This is a genomic window from Alteromonas sp. 76-1 (assembly GCF_900654235.1).
Taxonomy (GTDB): Bacteria; Pseudomonadota; Gammaproteobacteria; order Enterobacterales; family Alteromonadaceae; genus Alteromonas; species Alteromonas naphthalenivorans.
The window spans coordinates 3,738,625-3,760,827 of record NZ_LR136958.1 but is presented as its reverse complement, the minus strand read 5'-3'; the positions used below and the strand labels follow the sequence as shown (position 1 = coordinate 3,760,827).

21 protein-coding genes are annotated in these 22,203 nt (G+C 43.7%); 7 read left to right on the top strand and 14 right to left on the bottom strand.

Annotated features, from left to right (window positions below):
* Positions 1–5: 5 nt before the first annotated feature.
* A complete protein-coding gene (locus ALT761_RS16230; RefSeq protein WP_232043600.1) occupies positions 6–1,229 on the bottom strand; it encodes an ABC transporter substrate-binding protein in 1,224 nt (407 codons plus the stop codon).
* Here ALT761_RS16230 and ALT761_RS20825 point away from each other — a divergent pair.
* Positions 1,153–1,446 (top strand): hypothetical protein, encoded by a 294-nt coding sequence (locus ALT761_RS20825; RefSeq protein ID WP_232043611.1) that lies wholly within the window; start codon positions 1,153–1,155, stop codon positions 1,444–1,446. The two genes, ALT761_RS16230 and ALT761_RS20825, sit on opposite strands and share 77 nt — an antisense overlap.
* On the opposite strand, the gene ALT761_RS16225 is transcribed toward ALT761_RS20825, so the two are convergent.
* From ALT761_RS16225 to ALT761_RS16210, 4 genes are all read right to left on the bottom strand, one after another.
* Positions 1,435–2,841, bottom strand: coding sequence for a sensor domain-containing diguanylate cyclase (locus ALT761_RS16225; RefSeq protein ID WP_129739972.1), 1,407 nt, complete (start codon positions 2,839–2,841; stop codon positions 1,435–1,437). The genes ALT761_RS20825 and ALT761_RS16225 overlap by 12 nt on opposite strands.
* A 183-nt stretch (positions 2,842–3,024) precedes the next feature.
* Positions 3,025–3,864, bottom strand: coding sequence for a choice-of-anchor H family protein (locus ALT761_RS16220; protein ID WP_129739971.1), 840 nt, complete (start codon positions 3,862–3,864; stop codon positions 3,025–3,027).
* A gap of 113 nt (positions 3,865–3,977) precedes the next feature.
* Complete coding sequence (rraB, locus tag ALT761_RS16215) at positions 3,978–4,376, bottom strand: ribonuclease E inhibitor RraB (protein WP_129739970.1); 399 nt, start codon at positions 4,374–4,376, stop codon at positions 3,978–3,980.
* A 30-nt stretch (positions 4,377–4,406) separates the two neighbouring features.
* Complete coding sequence (locus ALT761_RS16210) at positions 4,407–5,132, bottom strand: 1-acylglycerol-3-phosphate O-acyltransferase (protein WP_129739969.1); 726 nt, start codon at positions 5,130–5,132, stop codon at positions 4,407–4,409.
* Between the two features lie 232 nt (positions 5,133–5,364).
* Here ALT761_RS16210 and ALT761_RS16205 point away from each other — a divergent pair, with 232 nt between their 5' ends.
* Positions 5,365–6,504 carry an HD domain-containing phosphohydrolase gene (locus tag ALT761_RS16205; protein WP_129739968.1) on the top strand — a complete coding sequence of 380 codons (1,140 nt, stop codon included), beginning with the start codon at positions 5,365–5,367 and terminating at the stop codon, positions 6,502–6,504.
* Between the two features lie 115 nt (positions 6,505–6,619).
* On the opposite strand, the gene glnG is transcribed toward ALT761_RS16205, so the two are convergent.
* The 4 genes from glnG to glnA all read right to left on the bottom strand — a co-directional run bounded on the left by glnG (position 6,620) and on the right by glnA (position 11,315).
* Positions 6,620–8,029 (bottom strand): nitrogen regulation protein NR(I), encoded by a 1,410-nt coding sequence (glnG, locus tag ALT761_RS16200; RefSeq protein WP_013782790.1) that lies wholly within the window; start codon positions 8,027–8,029, stop codon positions 6,620–6,622.
* Positions 8,019–9,104 carry a nitrogen regulation protein NR(II) gene (gene glnL / locus ALT761_RS16195; RefSeq protein ID WP_129739967.1) on the bottom strand — a complete coding sequence of 362 codons (1,086 nt, stop codon included), beginning with the start codon at positions 9,102–9,104 and terminating at the stop codon, positions 8,019–8,021. The genes glnG and glnL overlap by 11 nt, the downstream gene beginning before the upstream one ends.
* Before the next feature lie 126 nt (positions 9,105–9,230).
* Positions 9,231–9,800: a DUF4124 domain-containing protein gene (locus ALT761_RS16190; RefSeq protein ID WP_129739966.1), complete on the bottom strand. Its 570-nt coding sequence runs from the start codon at positions 9,798–9,800 to the stop codon at positions 9,231–9,233.
* A 105-nt stretch (positions 9,801–9,905) separates the two neighbouring features.
* Positions 9,906–11,315, bottom strand: a complete 1,410-nt coding sequence (gene glnA, locus ALT761_RS16185) for a glutamate--ammonia ligase (protein ID WP_129739965.1) — start codon at positions 11,313–11,315, stop codon at positions 9,906–9,908.
* A gap of 432 nt (positions 11,316–11,747) precedes the next feature.
* Here glnA and typA point away from each other — a divergent pair, with 432 nt between their 5' ends.
* The 3 genes from typA to ALT761_RS16170 all read left to right on the top strand — a co-directional run bounded on the left by typA (position 11,748) and on the right by ALT761_RS16170 (position 15,440).
* On the top strand, positions 11,748–13,577 hold the full coding sequence (typA, locus tag ALT761_RS16180) for a translational GTPase TypA (protein ID WP_129739964.1): 1,830 nt from the start codon (positions 11,748–11,750) through the stop codon (positions 13,575–13,577).
* 193 nt (positions 13,578–13,770) lie between these two features.
* Positions 13,771–14,163, top strand: a complete 393-nt coding sequence (locus ALT761_RS16175) for a response regulator (protein WP_129739963.1) — start codon at positions 13,771–13,773, stop codon at positions 14,161–14,163.
* A gap of 137 nt (positions 14,164–14,300) precedes the next feature.
* Positions 14,301–15,440, top strand: a complete 1,140-nt coding sequence (locus ALT761_RS16170) for a MalY/PatB family protein (RefSeq protein WP_442858152.1) — start codon at positions 14,301–14,303, stop codon at positions 15,438–15,440.
* Between the two features lie 107 nt (positions 15,441–15,547).
* Here the strand turns inward: ALT761_RS16170 and ALT761_RS16165 are convergent, their stop codons facing one another.
* Positions 15,548–16,759: an Nramp family divalent metal transporter gene (locus ALT761_RS16165; protein WP_129739961.1), complete on the bottom strand. Its 1,212-nt coding sequence runs from the start codon at positions 16,757–16,759 to the stop codon at positions 15,548–15,550.
* Between the two features lie 205 nt (positions 16,760–16,964).
* Here ALT761_RS16165 and ALT761_RS16160 point away from each other — a divergent pair, with 205 nt between their 5' ends.
* On the top strand, positions 16,965–17,648 hold the full coding sequence (locus ALT761_RS16160) for a UPF0149 family protein (protein ID WP_129739960.1): 684 nt from the start codon (positions 16,965–16,967) through the stop codon (positions 17,646–17,648).
* Here the strand turns inward: ALT761_RS16160 and ALT761_RS16155 are convergent.
* From ALT761_RS16155 to ALT761_RS16145, 3 genes are all read right to left on the bottom strand, one after another.
* Positions 17,645–17,842 carry a hypothetical protein gene (locus ALT761_RS16155; protein WP_129739959.1) on the bottom strand — a complete coding sequence of 66 codons (198 nt, stop codon included), beginning with the start codon at positions 17,840–17,842 and terminating at the stop codon, positions 17,645–17,647. The two genes, ALT761_RS16160 and ALT761_RS16155, sit on opposite strands and share 4 nt — an antisense overlap.
* A 68-nt stretch (positions 17,843–17,910) precedes the next feature.
* Entirely contained in the window at positions 17,911–18,339 is a 429-nt protein-coding gene (hemJ, locus tag ALT761_RS16150) for a protoporphyrinogen oxidase HemJ (RefSeq protein WP_129739958.1), read from the bottom strand.
* 2 nt (positions 18,340–18,341) lie between these two features.
* Positions 18,342–20,018 carry a chloride channel protein gene (locus ALT761_RS16145; RefSeq protein ID WP_129739957.1) on the bottom strand — a complete coding sequence of 559 codons (1,677 nt, stop codon included), beginning with the start codon at positions 20,016–20,018 and terminating at the stop codon, positions 18,342–18,344.
* Between the two features lie 116 nt (positions 20,019–20,134).
* On the opposite strand from ALT761_RS16145, the gene ALT761_RS16140 reads away from it, so the two are divergent.
* Entirely contained in the window at positions 20,135–20,860 is a 726-nt protein-coding gene (locus tag ALT761_RS16140; RefSeq protein WP_129739956.1) for a DUF6776 family protein, read from the top strand.
* Between the two features lie 104 nt (positions 20,861–20,964).
* On the opposite strand, the gene ALT761_RS16135 is transcribed toward ALT761_RS16140, so the two are convergent.
* A complete protein-coding gene (locus tag ALT761_RS16135; RefSeq protein ID WP_232043481.1) occupies positions 20,965–22,185 on the bottom strand; it encodes a putative manganese transporter in 1,221 nt (406 codons plus the stop codon).
* Between the last annotated feature and the right edge of the window lie 18 nt (positions 22,186–22,203).

The following is a 22,203-nucleotide window of genomic DNA, read 5'->3' as shown; positions in this document are numbered from 1 at the left end:
CCTGGTTAAGACGTAATAAATTCATACCATTTTTGGAGGCTATATTCGTAAGTAGGCATGACAGTATTCCATACTGCAACATTACTAAACCTATCTTCATAGCTTCCTCCTGAGCGCTGTTCACCTTTTTGAACGCTAATCTTACCTGCTGGCCCTTTTAGGCTTTCGCTTGCCGGTAAGCCTTTGTACCAATAATCCCACTCGGCTTGCGACAAATACTTTGCAGAGCGCTCTGGATTAGAGATGTAGTAGCCCTGACGAGCAATGAATGCACCAGGCCAGCCCGATAACCACCAATTCATATATTCATAAGCAATATCTTTACTTCTTCCTTGGGTGGCGGAAGATAAACACATTACACCATGCCAGCCTCGGTAACCTTCTTTTGGAGCGGCAAATTTAACCGGAATATTTTGACTGTTTAAGGCTGATACTGCAGGAGAGAACATGCTTTCTATAGAAACACGCTGGCTTTTCATGAACTGCACTGATTCAGGCACTGATGTCCAAAAGCCACTGAAGTGATTTAACTGGGATAACTCAATAAGAATACTGAATAAGTTATCTAGCTCTTGGGTGGTCATTGCCCCTATATCTTCAAATGTAATGTAGCCCTTTGCTTGTGCCGCTAAGGCTAAATCGAAAAGTCCAATGGTGGGGTCATTTACAATCCCCACTTTGCCAGACAACCGACTATCAAGTAACCATCCCCAGCTTTCTTCCTGGTTTTTGAGTTGCTCAGGAAATTGAGACGTATTGTAGCCAAATGAGTCTACATTGTGCACATAGGGAAGGAAACTAATGGTGTCTGTATGCTCAACCCCTAAACGGCCATCAGCTTGTACATTTATAATCTTATGGGGAGCATCACCAGCGCCCAAGCGAGCGGCTTCAGTCACTTTCCCTGTTTTGGTTAAATCGTTTATTTCATCCCAATAGGTAAGCTTTTTCTTTTCGATAGGCTGAATAGCTTTCGAACGCCACAAAACATTTATGCTGTTTGACCATTGTTCGTATAAATCAAAGGCACCAGGGTTCATTGATGCTTTTTGAAGTACAGTTGCACTTCCACCAGGTTCAAACGCTATATTAATGCCTAGGTCGGCCATTGCGTGTTGACGAATTTCTTCTTGCAGCGTGACATGGGTACCCATGACTCTCAACGTTGGTGTTGGCTTCCCTATTGCAAAAGGCGCTACTCCGGCAGTGACACCCGCGCTTACTCCCAGCGCGGCGGCTCCTTTGATAAAACTACGCCGAGGGCGGGAAGATAAGCGTTGGCTGGGTGGCATTAGAACGGTTCCAGTTGTTCTTTATGATATTTTTATTCTGGCATCGATTTTAGATATTTACCAAGTTATTTGTCTTCGCAAGCGAAGCTTTATACCAAAGAATGATAAAAATGAATTCATCATACTCGTTGAGGTTATGCCACTAATTGACTGAATTGGATTCGGTTTTATCTTGCATCACCAAGCTAACCCGGTTTCTCCCTTCTCGTTTAGCGCGGTACAGCGCTTCATCAGCCTTGTTTATCATCTCTTTTGTTTCAGTGGGGGATATCTCGGTGACATAATAAGCCCCAATACTAATTGTAACGTCATAACCCTTTAGCGCAGGAAGCGTGCTTGAAAGTACTTCAACCCGTTTTCTAAGTCGCTCTAGAATGTCTTTAGGATCGTGAGAGCCGGGCAATACCATACAAAAAGCAAACTCTTCCCCGCCTACTCTTCCTATACCATCTTCTTGGCGGAAAAATTGTTTCATCGACTTCGCAACAGCCACGAGTACATCATCACCAAACGCATGACCGAAGGTATCATTGAGTTTTTTAAAGTGGTCAACATCGGCAACGCCGATTAATAGAGAGTGGCCATGGCGATGAGCAAAATGCGTAGATTTATCTAATGCCTCTTCAAAGGCACGCCTATTGGGAATGTCTGTAAGGGGGTCGAAATAAGCCAGCTTTTCAAGTTTCACATTCACATTGCGAAGCTCTCTAGTACGTTTATTTACCAAGTCTTCTAAATTTTCTCGGATACTTTTCAGCTCAAAATTGCGATTGTTCAGTTGCTCGGCTTGAAACTTAACAGCACTTACGTCTCGCTCGACCGAAGCAAAGTGGGTGACCTCTCCTAGTTGGTTTTTCAGGGGAAATATACTCATTTCAACCCAATAAGGCGTGCCGTTCTTCGTGTAATTGAGCAGGGTTTCCGTAATGGGCTTTTTCTCTGAAAGCGCTTCATGGATGCGCGTGGTCGCTTCTTTGTCTGTTAGCGTCCCCTGAAAAATTCTCGGCGTTTCACCTATTAGCTCCTCTCGAGAATAGCCGGTAAGCTCGCAGATAGCGTCGTTTACATAAATAATTTTTGGCGACAAAGGACCATCAATGGCTTTAGCTTCGGTAACCACAATCATATCTTGTGCACTTTGCACGATATCAAGAAATGAAAAGTCTGCAATTTTTTCAGTGATTTCCGTGAAATAGACCACTACAAAACCTGTGCTTTCGGACTTTTCAGGGTAGGCACTAACATTTAACCAGCATACCTCTGAACTCTCTTCACCAACTAGCCCTATTACTTCATCAGTAATAGATACATTTAACGAAATCACTTTATTCACCGGATATTCGTCGGGGTGAAGACGGCGGTTCTGGCGGTCTATCAACTCCCAGCCATCTTCAAGTTGATGAAGGTTGTGTAAGCCTTCAAGTGATGTTTTGAAAAGCTTCAACGCGGCGGGGTTCACGTAAACAATCTGCGAATCCCAAGAATGTATTACTACGCCAATGTGCGCATGTTCCAACAGATTGATCAGGTTTACATTTTCAATTTTCATTGCACGTATACCATCTAGACTTAACATATCGATGTGGCTGCCAACCGGTAGCCACTTTCGTAAGTCATTATGCGGGCAGGCTTAATTGCATAATGCTTGCTTATTGTTCTACTACTTTAGTATAGCTATAAAAGTATAAAACACAGCGTTTCAATGAAAGTCTTTTTAGTGAACTGTAAAGTGCTAGTGTCGAACCACCCTGCGTGCCATTATAGTAAAGGCGATGAATAGTAAACCGAAGATAGTCGTGCTGCCGCCGTGCTCCTCTACTACTATGACCGTATCGTCGTAGATATATTCATGGTTGTCACTTTCTAAACTTAGGTAAGCTAGGTCGGCATCATCATAGCCGTCAGAAAAAGCGACCAGTTGCTCGGAATAAGCATCATATAGTTCGACGAGTACATCATAATCTGCCGCGGGGAAACCTGAAAGCAGGCGGCTTTCTACCACGAATGAATCTGAGGAATCTTCGCCATACAGCACAAATTCTGATGTGACATGGATGGCTTCATAGCGATCGTTTCTACCTAAGTAAATAACCCCATATACGAGAGCGCTGTCGTAAGCGGTATCGGCATCGAACTCAACGGTAAATTCAGAATAATATCCGTCATAATCAATATCAGTATCTAAAGACACCCAACTGTCATAAATCCAGTAATCAGGCAAAAGTGTGGTTGATTGTGCTTCGGCATAAGATTTACTGGTGCCGCTAAAAAGACTTTCACGTTTAGCTTTTTTCTCAGCCAATGAAGACGATTCCAAGGTGCCAGTTTTTGTAACGTTACTGTTTTCAGTATCGTTAATAGCACTGGTAGGTGCAGTCTTGGCGATCCCGTTTATTGCAGCCTGCGTGGACGTTTCAGTAGGGGAGTAAACGGCGCCGTAGCGATATTCTGTTGATTCAACAGACACCGGGTCACTTGATAGCGTTTGTTCCGCGTATGAAGTGTTAATCAACGAGCAAGGGAATAGGGCTAATAAGCAGAACTTAGCAAGAGGTTGAATGGGTGATTTCATTGTTAACATCCTTTCTAATCAAAATGACAGGTGCCATTGTTGATTAGATAAGATGAACAAAAACTGAAGCCACCCTTAATGTAGTATTGAGTAAAGGGATTAGTCTGTCAGAATCAATCTTCTAGGTAGTCGTCTTCGTACTCATCTTCATCATCGCCGCGGGGCATAAAATACGTACCCCAACCATCGTACTGAACGTCTTGTTTGTCAGCGATTTTAAGTAAGGCGTCAGAATCAGCATTAAGTTTTTCAAGATCTAAAGCTCGTTCAACGATTGCATCAAAACAAAAAATTGTGCCACCATCATCAAGCATTAGCTCTTCTGCGTCAGTCACTTCAAAACCCGCTTTGAACGTATCGACCGCTGCTTTTTCTAGCTTGTCGAAGTCGTTACTCGCAAAGTGATGCTCAATGGTGTATTCAGCATCGGCTTGGCTACCGTCTTCCAATAGCGCTTCTATGGTTTCCTCATTGAAGGAATACCACTCTTCTCTTTCATCAAACTGACTCATAAAGCAAAACCTCAATCATTTTTCGCAAGTTTACCTGCTTTTTTCCATTTCAGCGACTTCAGCATCTAACTCGACCATCTTGTTTTTCATCTGGTCGTTGAAATACTGCATCCATACTTTAATTGATTTTTCCTCGGTGAGGGCTTCTGGCGCACTAATATCGATAAGTACTATGCCATTGTCCCATCGGTTCCACTTTACTTTATTGTGCAGATTACTGGCAGTGACCATAACGATGGGTTCATTGGTGGTTTTCGCCAGCCTGAAAGCGCCTTGTTTAAAAGGTAATAAGCCTCGTCCATAGCTGCGTGTCCCTTCAGGGAAGAACCATACTGAAGTACGCTTTTTGGCAATCCGGTTGGCTGCAATATCTAATGTGTTTCGGGCTTTACCAGAATTTTTCCGGTCGATGAGGATATTACCTGACAGCCAATAAATTTGACCGAAAATTGGGATCCACTTTAGGCTTTTCTTGCCGATGGTGACAACACCAGGTAATGCGGCCTTACAGATAGTCATCACATCGTAGCTATTTTGATGATTTGCAATAAACACGTAGGGTTCGTTTATGTCTACCGCGGGGTCTTTTCGAACAATCACCTTCAAACCCATTACGTAAGACATTAACGAATAAAGTTTACCCGCCGTATGCACATTATCTTTGTGAAAAGGGCGAAAAATGCATACTGCAAATAGGGCTATATTAACTAGCAAGAAGGTCAGTAAAAGCGCGGGAACGCGAAGTAAAGCAATCAAAATGGCTCCTGAATATAAATGACGCGCGAAGTATAAGGTAAGTTTCAGCGTACACTTGTCCGATGAGTTATTATAGATGCTTTGGCGGCTCTGTTGCCATGGTATCGCAAGAAATACGTTCAAATTGGGCAAGTTAATCTAAAATACTTAACTTTAGTATGAGGTAACTTGGTCGATAGCATCTTACAATAAGAGAAAGTGAAACCTTATCCTCACCAACCCGGTATCCATAATGCAGATATTTGTACCTGACGACCTCGAAGAAGATATTCTTTGTGACTTAATGGAAGAAATTAACGAGCTTTACGAATCGAGTGAGCAGACATTAATCGAATTAGAGCTTCGTCCAGAAGACAATGAACTGCAACGCGCGTTGTTCCGATCAATCCATACCATTAAGGGCGACCTTGGGTTGGTGAACTTCTCACCCATGATCCCCTTGCTTCAGCATGTGGAAGACTTACTCGATTACTTACGTAAAGGGCAGGTGTCGTATACCAGCACCATGAGTGACTTGGTGTTACTTACCATGGATAGGGTTAAGGCATTTGTGGAAGCTGTTATGGCTGAAGGAAAAGCCGAATATGACGATACCTTGCACCAACAGTTGGTCATGGCGATAAGCCGAATTACACCGGACAATGGCGATGAACATGAGAAACGTCTTACCGAGGCTGTATTATTACTCAACCCCGCATTAGACGTAATAACCGACGACAGTAACCCTGAAAATATTCAAATAAAACCGCCTACGCTGGCAACGTCGGGTATACCCAAAGACATGAGTAATGAGAAGAAATTGGATGTTCTTTTCTTTCGTGATCTAATGCAAACCATCGAGAAACGTTCGAATTTTTGGGTAGGCAGAGGGGATAGAGTTGCTAAGTTAGCGTTGTATATTAATAGTACAGCAGGCAAGCCTATTGATGAATCTCAGCTAGCCGTAGCCAGTTATGTACATGATTTCGGCATGGCATTTATGCCATTAAAGCTTTTGCATAAAAGCGAAGCGTTAACCGATATAGAGTTTAACTTAATGCGTTCTCATGTGTATAAAAGCTCCCGCTTGCTTGAACACTTAGATCAATGGGATTTGGCTCGTAAAATAGTGATGCAGCACCATGAGCGTACTGATGGCACCGGTTATCCATTAGGCCTTAAAGAAGATGATATTTGTGATGGGGCCAAGTTACTCGCCATTGTTGATACTTATGATGCGATGACACATTCTCGGGCTCATAATGATGAAAAACAATTATCCAAGAAAGAGGCGGTTATTGAAATTAACCGCAGTGCTAAAGGGCAATTTAGCATGCAGTGGGTAAGGTTGTTCAACCAGGCGATGACAAGTTTGTTGAAAAAAGGCGGCTAGCCTCCAACTAGTAACGAACCTATTTCTTGTTTTCAACAAGCATAAAAAAGCCCGCTATTTCACAATGAATAAAGCGGGCTTTTGTGTATTAGCAGGCCTTACAACCTAGCGCAAACTACGTAATACCTAGCTCTTTTAGTTTACGAGTAAGGGTATTACGGCCCCAACCTAAACGCTTAGCGGCATCTTGCTTATGGCCATGAGTATGCTGAAGGGCACGTTCCAACATAATTTTTTCAAACGTAAGCATGGCGTCATTAAGAATATTGTATCTGCCATCGCGAAGTTGTTTGTCGGTCCAACGGGCGAGTAAGTCTGGCCAATCTCCCGCTTCGGCGGCGGGCTTTTCGATGCTGTTGTCTGAGTGGATTTCAGGCGGTAAGTCACTGGGTAACACTTCTTGTCCGCTAGCCATCACGGTTAACCAACGGCATACGTTTTCGAGTTGTCTTACGTTACCTGGCCAAGGAAGCTGAGCCATTAACTTTTCAGCATCTTTGCTTAAACTTTTTGCTTCTACATCTAACTCTTTCGCTGCTCGGCGTAAGAAGTGACGCGCTAATAAATGAATATCTTCACGGCGCTCAGATAGAGACGGTAGGTGCACACGAATAACGTTTAAACGGTGAAATAAATCTTCACGAAACTTTCCGTCAGCCACACGCTTTTCTAAATTTTGATGGGTTGCAGCAATAATACGTACATCTACTGCTACTGATTGATGGCCGCCTACACGGTAAAATTGTCCATCGGCTAAAACGCGAAGAAGTCGAGTTTGTACGTCTAACGGCATGTCACCTATTTCATCTAGAAAAAGGGTACCGCCATCAGCTTGTTCAAAACGTCCTTGGCGCGCATTTTGAGCACCGGTAAATGCGCCTTTTTCATGGCCAAATAACTCAGACTCTACCAAGTCGGCTGGAATAGCGGCCATATTAAGGGCGATAAAAGGTTTACTAGAGCGAGGGCTATGACGATGTAAGGCGTGGGCAACCAGCTCTTTACCAGTACCTGACTGGCCATTAATTAATACACTAATTGATGAGCGAGATAATCGGCCGATTGCACGAAATACTTCCTGCATTGCAGGGGCTTCACCAATAATTTCAGTTTCGGGATCATCCTGAGGAGCTTGCTGCGTTTTAGACTGTTCTCTTGCATGGGCTAACGCACGTTGAGTCAGCGTGACCGCTTCATCTATATCGAAGGGTTTAGGTAGATATTCAAATGCCCCTTTTTGATAGGCGTTTACCGCACTGTCTAAATCGGAATGTGCTGTCATGATGATTACCGGCATCATGGGGTGCGTAGCATGAACTTCATTAAGCAGTGTCATGCCGTCCATCTGCGGCATTTTAATATCAGAGATAATCACTTCTGGCGCTTGACCGCTTTGTAATTGAAGGAGTAAATCTTGCGGGTTTTCAAAACACAAGCATCCAATGCTTGCTGTTTGTAAGGCCTTTTGAAGCACCCAACGAATAGAACTATCGTCATCGACAATCCATACTGACTCATTCGTCATTGCCTGTCTCCTTGCGGTCTATCGGAATATAAATTACAAATTCGGTGTGCCCAGGATGGCTTTCTACATCAATTTTTCCGCCGTGATGGTTTATCAATGTTTGCGATATCGATAACCCTAAGCCGGAGCCATTTTGCTTACTGCTCACCATGGGATAAAAAAGCGTGTCTTTTATTTCGGAGGGAATACCAGGGCCATTGTCTATCACTTTTATTTTAGCGATTAGCGCATGGCGGTTTCCCTGAATAGTCATCTGTCGTTCAATACGCGTTACCAAACGAATTTGAGGGTCAGGCGTTTCACTTTCGGTTAACGCCTGAATACTATTTCTGACAATATTTAAAACAGCTTGCTGAATCATATCAGCGTCAATCATCAGAGGTGGAATACTAGGGTCGTAATCCCGAATGATGGTGATAGGTGTTTCTGAGTCAACCCGCATCAGGCTTCGCACTTGCTCCAATGCTTGATGCACATTGCTCCAATTAAATCGAGGCAGTGAATTTGGCCCAAGCAAACGGTCGACTAGATTTCTAAGTCGATCAGATTGCTCAATGATCATCTGAGTAAATTCTTTATGCTCTTCGCTCAATTCTTTTTCAAGTAATTGCGCTGCCCCGCGAATGCCCCCTAATGGGTTTTTAATTTCATGAGCTAACCCACGGACAAGTTCACGAGCTGCATAATGTTGTGCGTTTTGTAAATTTTCGCGGGATATTCGCTTTTGCTGATCTATTTTTTTAACTTCAAATAGTAGCCTAGCCCCTTCTTCTAGTTGCAAGTTCGTTACGGTTAAATCAACCATGACATTGCGGTTGTCTCTAAAACAAAGGCGAATTTCGTTTTCGGTAAAGTCTTCTCCGTGCCTTAGTGCCGCGCGTAAACGAGTGGTGTCGATATTTCCAGGCACGAAAAAGTCATCAAGCCGATGACCGCATAGTTGCTTTCTGCCAGTTTCAAACAGCGCTTCTCCTGCGTGGTTGGCGTAAACAATATTTAATCTATCGTCTACCATCACAAGCGCAGTATTCAGGCTGTTCAAAAATTGTTGCGTGTCTAACTCGGTAGATTGCATCCGAGCTTATCTCCTCTGCACTATATGGGTGCATTGTAACGTATCGGCAAAAATTGTAGGCACAGATTTGGTGTTACTTTTTTTCTGTTCCCCGCTATGGTGCGGGCTTTGCGCTACTTTCGAACGTTAGTTGCTATTTATTAACGCTGATGCTTGATGTAGAAACAGCGTTTGTAGTGCAGAGGATGCAAGAGTCTTGCCCTTATTGTCTGTTAGCTCAACCTTATACTGATGTTCGCCCCGATTTATACCATTTAAGGTAAAAACGCCTGTTGTATTGCTCTGCAATAGGGCGCCATCAAAAATTAATTGATAGCGGGGCGCCTTCACTGAAGTCGGCTGATTCGCTCGTATGGTAAAGTTTCCGGCGTTGTTTCGAAGGGTAGCCTCAGGAGCAGGAGAGGCTATAACCACCTTATAGGCAACTTCCTTCGATTTAGTTGTTTGAGCTAAAACGGGTTTCGGTGTTGAGGGGCTAGACACTACATTCTGTGTTTTTGCTTCAAATTCAACAGTATCGCTTTTTGGTGAAGGGTTATCGGTATAAAGGATAGTGCCATCGGCTTGCTTCACTTTATAAACAGGTGAGCTTGAGGTAGTTGACTCATCAGGGGCGTTTGATGTGCTTTGCCCATGGCTTTCACCGGGAATTAACACCATCACTGAAAGCAGCGCAATGTAGGGATAAATATTCAATAGGGAGACCCACTTATAGTTTCTTACTTATATAGTAGAAAAGCTTTGGCATAAAAAAAAGCCCGCATAAGCGGGCTTTTGTATAAATGAGCACTTAAGCGTTAATTAAACGCTGTAGTACATGTCGAACTCAACTGGGTGAGTAGACATAGCAAGCGTAGTCACTTCTTCAGACTTAAGATCGATGTATGCATCAATCATGTCGTCAGTCATAACGCCACCCGCTTTAAGGAACTCACGGTCGTTATCCAATGCTTCTAGTGCCATTTCTAGCGAGCTAGCAACGGTTGGAATTTCTGCCGCTTCTTCTGGTGGTAAGTCGTACAAGTCTTTATCCATAGAGTCGCCAGGATGGATCTTGTTCTTAATACCGTCAAGGCCAGCCATAAGCATTGCTGAGAAAGCAAGGTATGGGTTAGCTGTTGGGTCAGGGAAACGTACTTCGATACGACGCGCTTTATCGCTAGTTACGTATGGAATACGGATAGATGCAGAACGGTTACGTGCAGAGTATGCAAGCATTACCGGTGCTTCAAATCCTGGAACCAAACGCTTGTAAGAGTTGGTTGATGCGTTTGCGAAAGCGTTAATTGCACGAGCGTGTTTAATAATACCGCCAATGTAGAAAAGCGCTTCTTCAGACAGACCAGCATACTTGTCACCCGCAAAGATGTTTACGCCATCTTTAGCGATTGATTGGTGACAGTGCATACCAGAACCGTTATCACCTACAAGAGGCTTAGGCATGAACGTAGCAGTTTGGCCATAAGCGTGAGCTACATTATGTACCACATACTTATAAACTTGGATTTCATCTGCTTTCGTTACTAGTGTGTTGAATTCGCAAGCGATTTCGTTTTGACCAGCAGTAGCCACTTCATGGTGATGCGCTTCAATAACCAAGCCCATTTCTTCCATTACTAAGCACATAGCTGCACGAATGTCGTGCGCTGAATCTACTGGAGGAACTGGGAAGTAACCGCCTTTAACGCCAGGACGGTGACCCATGTTTCCGCCTTCAAAATCGGCGCCTGAGTTCCATTTTGCTTCAGCAGCATCAATCTTGTAGAAAGAGCCAGCCATGTCTGTGTGGAATTTAACATCGTCAAAAAGGAAGAATTCTGGCTCTGGACCGAAGAATACTGTGTCGCCAATGCCGGTAGATTTTAGGTATTCTTCTGCACGGCGCGCAACAGAACGTGGATCACGCTCGTAACCTTCCATAGTAGAAGGCTCTAAGATGTCACAACGAATATTAACTTGAGTCTCTTCTGCGAATGGGTCAACTACCGCACTCGTAGGATCAGGCATAAGTACCATGTCTGATTCATTAATGCCTTTCCAGCCTGCAATTGAAGAACCATCGAACATTTTACCTTCTTCAAATGTCTCTTCGTCTACCGTAGCAGCAGGAATCGATACGTGTTGTTCCTTGCCCTTAGTATCAGTAAAACGCAAATCAACAAATTTCGCTTCACTTTCTTTAATCAGCTCTAATGCCTTTTCTACTGACATCGTGTCCTCCAGGTTTAATGTAAAAATGCGGAATGATCAGCTTCATCCCAACAGTGGAAAAACTAAAAGCGATTTTCATGCCATCTATCGTGGTTCCAATTTTGCTGGCTTAGCAGCAAGAGGATAACTGAATGATTAATGGCGTTGCACATAAATGGTGCTTAATCGCTATATTTTGGTGCAAATTAAACGTAAGTAGCCGTTAGCTAGCCTAGAGTAACTCGTCGTCACTTACCACCGAAAACAGGGCTCAAAAGTAATAAATTCGTTAATCAAAGACTATAATAGTGAAAAACATGCCCCCCTTTTAAAAAAAGGTGCGCAAACGCCGTGGTTTTTCTGTACAATCCGCGCAAAATTTACTATCTGCATTTTTTGCAACAAATCTAATGCATGCTTAACATCATGTAATGATTTACACAGGCTCCCTAGATGAATACCACTGATATTAATAAATTACGTAACATTGCTATTATTGCTCACGTTGACCACGGTAAAACAACTTTGGTTGATAAACTGTTACAACAGTCAGGCACTCTTGAAACTCGCGGTGAGCAAGAAGAGCGCGTGATGGACTCGAATGACATCGAGAAAGAACGCGGCATCACAATCTTAGCGAAAAACACTGCTATTAACTGGAACGACTACCGTATCAACATCGTAGATACTCCAGGACACGCCGATTTCGGTGGTGAAGTAGAGCGTGTAATGTCAATGGCCGATTCAGTGTTGCTTCTAGTAGACGCGCAAGAGGGTCCAATGCCTCAAACGCGTTTCGTAACACAAAAAGCATTTGCTCAAGGCTTAAAGCCAATTGTTGTTATTAACAAAATTGATAAGCCAGGCGCACGTCCTGATTGGGTTATGGATCAAGTATTTGATTTGTTCGACAACCTTGGTGCAACTGACGATCAACTAGACTTCCAAGTTGTATATGCTTCTGCACTGAATGGTTGGGCTTCACTAGACGCCGACAAACCTGAAGAAGACATGAATGCTTTGTTCCAAACTATTGTTGACCAAGTATCGCCTCCAGATGCTGATGCTTCTGGTGCATTCCAAATGCAGATTTCTCAACTAGATTACAACTCATATGTAGGTGTAATCGGTGTTGGCCGTATCAAGCGCGGTACTGTTAAGCCTAACCAACAAGTTACTGTTGTTACCGCTGAAGGTGAGAAGCGTAACGGTAAAGTTGGCCTAGTATATGGTTACCTTGGTCTAGCACGTCATGAAGTAGAAGGTGCAAGCGCTGGCGATATCATTGCAATCACAGGTTTAGGTTCGCTTAAAATCTCTGACACTATTTGTGATGTTAACCAAGTAGAAGCGATGACGCCGTTATCTGTTGATGAACCAACAGTGACCATGACTTTCCAAGTAAACACGTCACCGTTTTCTGGTAAAGAAGGTAAGTATGTTACTTCACGTAACATCCTAGAGCGTTTGAATGACGAACTAGTACATAACGTTGCACTTCGTGTTGAAGAAACACCAGATCCGGATAAATTCCGCGTATCAGGTCGTGGTGAACTTCACTTGGGTATCCTTATTGAAAACATGCGTCGTGAAGGCTACGAGCTAGCGGTATCACGTCCAGAAGTTATTCTTAAAGAAGAGAATGGCGAAACACAAGAACCGTTTGAAACACTAACGGTAGACTGTGAAGAAGCGCATCAGGGCTCTATCATGGAACAACTTGGTCTGCGTAAAGCTGAAATGACCAACATGTCTCCAGATGGTAAAGGCCGTGTACGTATCGACTTCGTTATTCCTAGCCGTGGATTGATTGGTTTTCAAACTGAATTCATGACGATGACGTCTGGTTCTGGTTTGCTTTACCATACATTCGATCATTATGGTCCGTACAAAGGCGGTGTTATAGGTAAGCGTAAAAACGGTGTTCTTATTGCCAACGCTAACGGTAAAGCCCTAACTAACGCCTTGTTTAACCTTCAAGAGCGTGGTCGTTTGTTTATCGGTCACGGTGTAGAAGTTTACGAAGGTATGGTTATCGGTATTCACAGCCGCGACAACGACCTTACCGTTAACGCCCTTAAAGGTAAGCAGTTAACGAACGTTCGTGCATCTGGTACTGATGAAGCGCAAACTTTGGTTCCGCCTATCAAGATGTCTCTTGAGCAAGCGCTTGAGTTCATCGATGAAGACGAACTAGTTGAAGTTACGCCAGTATCTATTCGTATTCGTAAGAAGTTACTTACTGAAAACGAACGTAAGCGTTCTTCACGCGAGAAAAAGTAATCACCTCTGCTTTGACAACTTAATTAGTTTTCAAATGCATTAAGATGATTCAAAAACGCCAGCTTTCAAGCTGGCGTTTTTTTTGCTGAAGTATTTTGTGAAAACTTTTTGCCAAAATGTCGACGAAAGATGAGTTGGCAACATCCAATTTGGCCTCTATTATCAAGTTAATGAAATTAAAAAGGCAAAGCCCGTGTTCTCTGTAGCAGTTATTGAAGACGATGTTATTACGCTCGATCTTATTACCGATGCATTAGAAACCCGTTTGTCGGCGACGGTTTACCCGTTTAGCCGAAGTAAAATTGCCCGTGAATTCTTACTCCAACAAACGCCAGACACACTGCAGCTTATTATCAGCGACCAAGTCATGAAAGAATTCGATGGGTTAAGTCTGTTGAAAGCATGCCGCTCTGCTAATTTATCCGTTCCCTTTTTACTTATTACTGGCGATCCTAATAAAGAACTCGTTATGGAAGCGCGCAAGTTAGGCGTGTCAGGGTTTTTGGCAAAACCTTTGGAAATGGACGCCTTGGCCGCAAAGGCGAAATCTGTTGTGCAAGCAAAAACGAAAACTCGCGTTAGCTAATAGCGAACTACTCGTCAGCAAATGTATTAGCAAACAAATAAAAAAGTCCTAAATGGTCTAAGCAGCGCTAGTTTATATGCTCACGAATTATTACACTGGTGCCCATAATGTAATGGCAACAGGATGTACGTGTGACGATTAATTTTGACCAAACCCCACCTCGTAAAGATACCTATTCGTTTAAATGGCAAAAATACAAAGGTAAGGACATTATTCCTGCTTGGGTTGCCGATACTGAATTTCGTTGCGCACAGCCTATTTTAGATGCAATTTCAGCACAAGTTGAGCACGGTAATTTAGGTTATGTACTACCTAGTCAGCATCAAGGCGCTATTAATGCAATTCAGCGCTGGTTGAAAGACAAGCATGACTGGGATGTAAAGTCAGAATGGATTGTGTGGACACCCGGCGTAGTGCCTGCGTTCAACGTAGCCTGTAAAGCTTATTGTGAGCCAGGCGATAAGGTGCTTATTCAAACGCCTAATTACCCACCATTGCTCGCGGCGCCTAAATTAAATGAATTAGAGCGCGTCGATATTGGCACTGTGATTGACCCTGAATCGGAAGGGAAGCGTTATACGTTGGATTTCGAAGCACTAGAAGCCAATGCCGCGGACCCCAAATGTAAGTTATTCATTCTTTGTAATCCGATGAACCCAGTTGGCTCAGTATTAACCAAAGCAGAGCTAGATAGGGTTGCTGATATTTGTAACGCCAATAATGTGCGTTTATGTTCTGATGAAATCCATTGTGATTTAATTTTAGAGCCTGGAGTGAAGCATATTCCTGCTGGTCGTGAGGCTAACTTAGCCAACAACAGCGTTACCCTAATGGCTGCTAGCAAAACCTTTAACGTTGCGGGTTTAGGCACCTCTTTTGCGATTATTCCAGACCCCAAACTCCGGCAGCAATTTACCAGCGCGGCCGCGGGCATCATGCCTTGGGTTACCGTGTTGGGATTAGCCGCTACCGAAGCCGCGTTTACTTTGTGTGACGAATGGCACAGCGCTCAAATTGATTACTTGCGCGCTAACCGTGATGCCGTGTACGAAACGATAAACGGTATCGATGGGTTATCAATGTTGAAACCTGATGCTACCTTTTTAGCGTGGGTAGACGCGAGCGGTTTAGGCGTAGAAAACGTACAAACATGGGCAGAAGAAAAAGGCGTAGGCCCTTCACCTGGCGCAGATTTTCATAAAGCTGATCATTTCAGAATTAATTTCGGTTGTAGTCAGTCGATGCTCAATGATGTGCTACAACGTTTAGCCAAGTAGCGGTCAAGTTAGCCACGCACTACACGCTAACCACTAATTAAGCGCTAGCCTATAAAAAGCCCGTTTGCTTCACGTTCACGGGCTTTTTTGTGGCTGAAATTAGCGAATTAGACGAATAGGCTAGTCAATTTATAAAGACCCAACCCTACCACAACAGATACCACTATAACGCCTGCAAGATTGCTCCATAGGGTGTTTTTGAATTCACCAAGTGCCTTGCTTTTATTCATCACTACTAATAAAAAGATAGCGATAATAGGCAGTAATAAGCCGTTGGTAGCTTGAGCAAATAAGATAGCGGGTAGGGGTTTAAAACCGAGTGCAGCAACGGCAACGCCGCATATAATTATGGTCAGCCAAACCGCCCGAAATCCTTTGCTTTTCATGTCGTCAGACAGCCCAAGCGCTCCACAAACCGCATATGCAGCAGCAAGCGGTGCGGTGATGGCACTGGTTAGCCCTGCCGCAAACAAGCCTAATGCAAAAAACCATTGAGCTTTGTCACCTAAGACAGGCTTTAACTGCTCACCCATGTTTCCGGCGTCCATGCTGGCAGCTTGGTTGAAAAAGGCCATCATGGCCGTGGCCATCACCACAAGAGTAATTAAGCCACCCATACTAATGGCCGTTGCCGATTGTTTTCTGCACGCTTTAATCGCATCGCTTTTATCAGAATTTATATTGTCCGTGCCTGGCGATGACTTCGCCACAAGACTCGCATGAAGGAATAAGTTGTAAGGCACAATAGTGGTGCCTATCAACGCAAGTATGGTGGTAATAGAATCGGCGGCTAAACGCGGCTGCAGTAGCTGGCTAAACATTAATGATATATCGGGTTTAGCGACAATAAGGGTAATGAAAAACACGCCAGCCATAATAAACACGAGGTACACCAGTACGTTTTCTATCCATGAATAGCTGCCAGTCCAAAGTAGAGCAATGGCAAGTACCCCAAGAATAAGCGCCCAGGTGCCTGTGCCAATTTCCCAAAAAGCATCCAGACCTATAGCGGCGCCGGTAAGATTGCCTGATTCATAAGCAGCGTTTCCAATGCCAATTGCGCTAACAATTAACGCAATGAAAAGCATTTTCAGCCATGGTGTAGACACCATGTCTTTCATGGCTGATGCCAAGCCTTTGCCCGTTGCGACCCCTAAGCGAGCAGCCATATCTTGTAATACGATGGTGGCAAAAATTGAAAACAGTAATGCCCATACCAAATGAAAACCGAAGTTAGCGCCTGCTAGACTTGCTGTTGTTACTGTACCTGGGCCAATAAAGGCAGCCGCGATAATATATCCTGATTTATCTTTTGCCATTGCAGTCACTCTTAGTTTAGTTTTGCTATCATGACAACAGGTTAGCTATTGCGCAACCACGCAAACTAATTCTATTGCTACTCGCTCACTATGTTGTTGTGCTTTGAATATAATGGTTAAAACAGGTTTTTAACCCAACATAAAAAATGGGCGCGAAGGGTACAGGTTATAAATAGGTCATTTCAACCGCTAGTAGGAATTTTTAATGTCAGAAACGGCGCGTCCCATCGATATTCTTTTGCCTGTGTTTGAAAAGGGCAAGTTAACGCATGTATTACCTAGCGCCTACAAAGCCGACGGTATGATATTCGCTGTTGCAGCATCACCAGAAATACCTATGCCAGAGCAGTGGATGCCATGGTTGATACAGAGCTCTTCAAGTGCACTGGTAGACAAAGATGTAGATGCACTAGCGGATGTGCTGATGAATAACTTAAGGGCTCACCTACAGTGTATGACCGACGAGAAGCCCTTAATGCCATCACGCTGTGTGTATTCAGAGGGTGATGCTAGTGTTGAACCCGCTTCTGCAATACCCGCAGAATTAGCTCAATGGCTTGAAGGATTACTTTACGTGCACCAGCAACTTGAGGATGTCTGGCAACAAGCCTGGGAAAAGTTAAGTGCAAAAGATGCAATGCGTGAAGATATCAATAACTCAGATACCCCAGAGAAACGGCTGTCTCGTTGCTTAAAGTTATTTACTACCCTAGCGAATGTTGAGCTGGCTTTGCAGTATCGTAACCGTAGCCAGGCGCAACAGCTTAAAGACAACTTACCCATATTGTGGAAACAACTCCCAGCAATGATTCAAGATTATATTGATCTGGCTGGCGAACTGAGCGCAGCATTACCTAACCAATTTGAAACCTTTACGAAAACCTCTTAACGAGCTTTCTGGCGCTGCAGGTGTTTGCGCTGAGAAAGCGTATTACGCAATGACTTCATGTAAGCGTCTAACTCTGCTTTAGCGTTGTCGTAAGCATTAGTTAACTCACTAGAGTTAGGTTGGCGCATCAGCGCTTTAAACGCTAAATCAGTTTGCGACAACAAATCTTTTAAGTGCTGGTTACTATCATCCATGTAGTTTCCTTTAGGTTATTTAACGGTTATTCCATAACATCAGTACGTGGTAACACGGCCTGTTTAATTTATAGCGGTTTTACTACTGCTAAACAAACAATAGCCAATATAAGCAGTACCGGAGCTTCATTAATAATGCGGTAAAATTTGGCACTGTGACGATTTTCATCACGGGAGAATTGTTTTACTAGCTTAAACAAATAGAAGTGATAGCTGTAAAGCGCAAGCAAAAGCATGAATTTAATGTGCAGCCAACCTGACATTTTAAACCACGTACTTCCATAGCTCACAATAAGTGCAACACCAAACGCTAAGGTTAAAAAAGCGAAAGGGGTGACAAAAAACCACAGCCTTCTCTCCATCACTTTAAACTGATCTTTCACTTCTTGCGATGTAGCTTCAGCATGGTAAACAAACAACCGAGGAAGATAAAAAATTCCGGCCATCCACGCAAGCATGAAAAAAATATGAAGTGCTTTAAACCATAAAATGTACATTGTTAATACTGTGCCTTTTGTAAAAAGCTTTGCAAAATATTCCAGGTAATAACGCCAATGATGTCGTTGAGTTCCTGATCGTAAATATAGACCGCGCCAGAACGCGTATTTTTAAGATGCTCATATACTTCATGAAGCGTGCTTTGAGCATTCAAGCCTTCCATCTCGTGATAACTGAGCGCATTCGCATCGTGTTCTAAGCTCACATTATATTGGACCAGACGATACTGCACATCTATTTCAAATTTTGATTGTTGAATTACGATCTTTGTTGGATTTTTCGATAAATAGTCTTCCAATGCCTTATCTGGCGCGTCATGAAAAAGTTTATAATCTTTGCTTAATGCTGCCAGTACACCCGTTTTTTCGAGCGCTTCGCGTATGGAAGAAATGGCATAGGGTAGGTTTTGATAATCTAATTGGCGAATAAAAATCGACCGATTGCCGAAAAATTGTGTTGATGTCACATAAGCAGGCACGATGACCAACATGGCGGGCAAAATAATTTCAGGGCTGTACGATAACTCCATTACCGCCGACAAGGCAGCTAAGGGGGCGTGAAGCACGGCAGTTAGCATGCCAGCAATACCTAATAGGGCAAAGCTGTTAGTAAATTCAGGCACGTCGATAAAGTACGACAAGGGCACCAACAGTACAGCACCAGCAAGCATGCCGATAACCATTACAGGCCCAATGATTCCGCCGGGAATACCTAGCCCAATAGCAAATACAGCCAGAACGACTTTACTCACCAAAATAGCACACAGTAAAAGGGTTTCTGGGTTGCTGGCAAACAGCGTTTCGACATCAATAAAGTTGGCCCCTAATGCCTCGGGCAACAACATACCCACTGTACCTGTTATTAGCGCCGCCAGCATAAGTCGCCATACCATAGGGACAGGTCTAAACCAGGTCATTACCCGCATAAGTTGGTTGTTAAATAATGTAGCCAGCATACCGAGTAAAACGCCAAGTAAAACAAGGTATAGGTACATCCACTGACTAAATGCGGTAAAAGACAAAAACGACAGTTCGTTTACTTGCCCAAATACGATACGGGTTAACACCGAGCCACACGCAGCGGCAAGCATAACGGGTACAAATATATGAATTTTATATTCCCTCAGTACCACTTCCATAACGAAGATAACCGCAGCAAACGGGGTATTAAATGACGCGGATATGCCCGCAGCAATACCACAACCCGCTAAAATACGAATGCTGTTGTAGGGAAGTCGTAGCCATTGGCCTAAGAAGCTACTGGCCGATGCACCTAGGTGAACACAAGGGCCTTCGCGGCCTACCACGAAGCCGCCGGCTAAGGCCAACATACCGCCGAAAAACTGATTAATAGTGGTGCGAAAGGGAATATGGCCGTAGTAATATTTTACGCGGTGGATAACAAAGGGAATACCCATTCGATAGTGCTTAAAACCAGTGATATAGGCAATAAGCAAAATACACAGCACGCTAAGTAAGGGCATGAGAAACCAAACAGGCCACTCATCATTGAACCACTCTCGAAGTGCACCGAAACCTGACGCTTGAAGCCATTCTACGCAAAGGCGGAACATGATGATCAGCGATGCAGCACTTACGCCGCCCACAATACCCAAGAGGCAAAGTTGTATAGACGTCCTCGGGTGAGCCACTTCTTGTCGTAAAGCCTGCAAACGCATGTTGTGATACAGTAGAGAAATCGTAGATATAAGCAGCTTACCACAAACACTTGAAATTCATAATGTTAAGAATTTTAATGTATCTGGCTCGAGAAAATTAAGAACCATAACTATTCATGACAACTGATAAATTGAAACAACTCCTCGGTGATTATAAGTGGTCATTGCTTGTCGCTGCTTTGCTACTAATAATGATAGCGTTTGGCTACAAGCTAGCGCGAATAGCGGATGAGGGCGATAGCCTGAAGGTAGCTGCTCAAGACAAAACCATTGCGTTATTAGTCAGTGAAAATAATCAATATGTGACTCAGGTTAACCAATTGGAAGTCGCATTACAGTTAACAGAATTGGAAAAAAAATCGATTGCCGAGCAACTCAATAACGTTGAAGCGGAACAGGCTGAGCTTCAGCAGCAACTCGCTTTTTACCAACGAATTATGGCACCTGAAACCACCCAAGATGGTTTTATCATTGAAGGGGTAGAGGTTGCCTTACTGCCAGAACCTAATCAGTTTCAAATGCGTTTTGTAGTACTACAGCAGCGACAAAACAAAGCAGTAGTTAAGGGCAAACTCGCTGTCACCTTATCAGGTGAGCGGGATGGGAAGGAATATACGGTAACGATTGGTGAACCTGGTTTTATTCCGCAAGACATTGAATACAGGTTTAAGTATTTTCAAGCCATTAATACAAGCTTTACGCTACCCGATGGTTTTCAACCGACATCAATTACCCTTACTACCACCGTATATCAGTATAATTCTCGGCGTGGAGACTTAGCTAAAACGGTAACGTGGGAAGACGCATTAAACAGTGGCAATACATTAGAAGATACGCAGTAGCGCTTCGACGATAAGTACAATGCAACCCCATAGTGCCGAGCGAAGAAGCTCATTCTCAAGTGGGAACCGTTAGTGTTTCAAAGCTACTAGCCTCACTGATATCGCTATCTTTCGAATAGAAAATAATACCCATAGCCCACCGTTATGGCAGGAATAGCAGAGTAGACAGTGGCTAGAATGGCCGCTTTAGGTGATAGGGCTATGGCGGGAAACAAGGCATCACCATCGTTACTAATAGCATTACCAAGTTGAGCAGAAAAAGGCACTGCACCATTCAAATACAGACTGGTCACTAATATTTGTGGACCACACCCAGGTATAAACCCCACCAAAATTGCCAAGCCTACAACGCTTGCGCCCATAGAGGTTAAGGTGGCACCTATATCGAGTCCAAACCACAGTATCGCTAATTCAAATAATAAGAAAGCAACCACAACCCAAGCTAATACAAATTGGGTATCTAGCGCGGCTTTACTCTGCCAGCGTGGCGGAGGCGTAATAGCATCTTCTTTAGTTAGCGAAGCATAACCTGCACTGCCGCCGTTTAACGACCACAGTGTAATTGCCGACAGGCATAATACGGCACCAATAAGTTGCAATGTAGGTTCTGTTACCCCCAGATATTCATGAACGGGCGATTGGAACGACAAGCCTAGGGCGATAGCAAGTGATGGTAATGCGACAACCAGCCAAAAGTAAGTAGAAAGCTTATCAATGGAAGAGGAGACAGTGGTAGCGGATGGCTTACTATCATCAACTCTATCATCGGTATTGTCGTCAGCACTGCCAAGTGTAGTAGTCGAGGAAGGCGGTTGGTAATTGTGGAAACGGTTTACAATAACGCCGGTAAGGGTACCCACTACCATGCCAACACCCATTACGGTTAAGCCGTCAAACGGCGCCTGAGCCAATAGCAAGAACGCGGCGTCACCCATGGTACTTGTCAATACAGCAACCACAGCACCAAAACTAGTAACACCTCGGGTATATTGAGTGACTACAATAATCGCGCCCCCGCAGCCGGGAAGGGCACCAAGAAAAGATGCTAAGCCTACTTCATAGAGCGGATGCTTGCGCATAAAGTCGCCAATGGCTTCAGCGGATACTTTCAAAGTGGCAAGGTAATAAACTGACAGTGATGCATAAACAAATGCCGCTACTTGAAAATAGGCATCGGATAGAACCGCGATGGTCGCTTCACGCGTGAATGAGTAAACAAGCAGCACGACGATAAACGCCGGTAAGAACAGGCGCTTGTTTAACATTAGTGTTTTCTGCCTAATGCTGTATCTACTGACTTTTTCAGTTGAAGTTAAAGAAGACACTCTCGATTCCAGGTGATA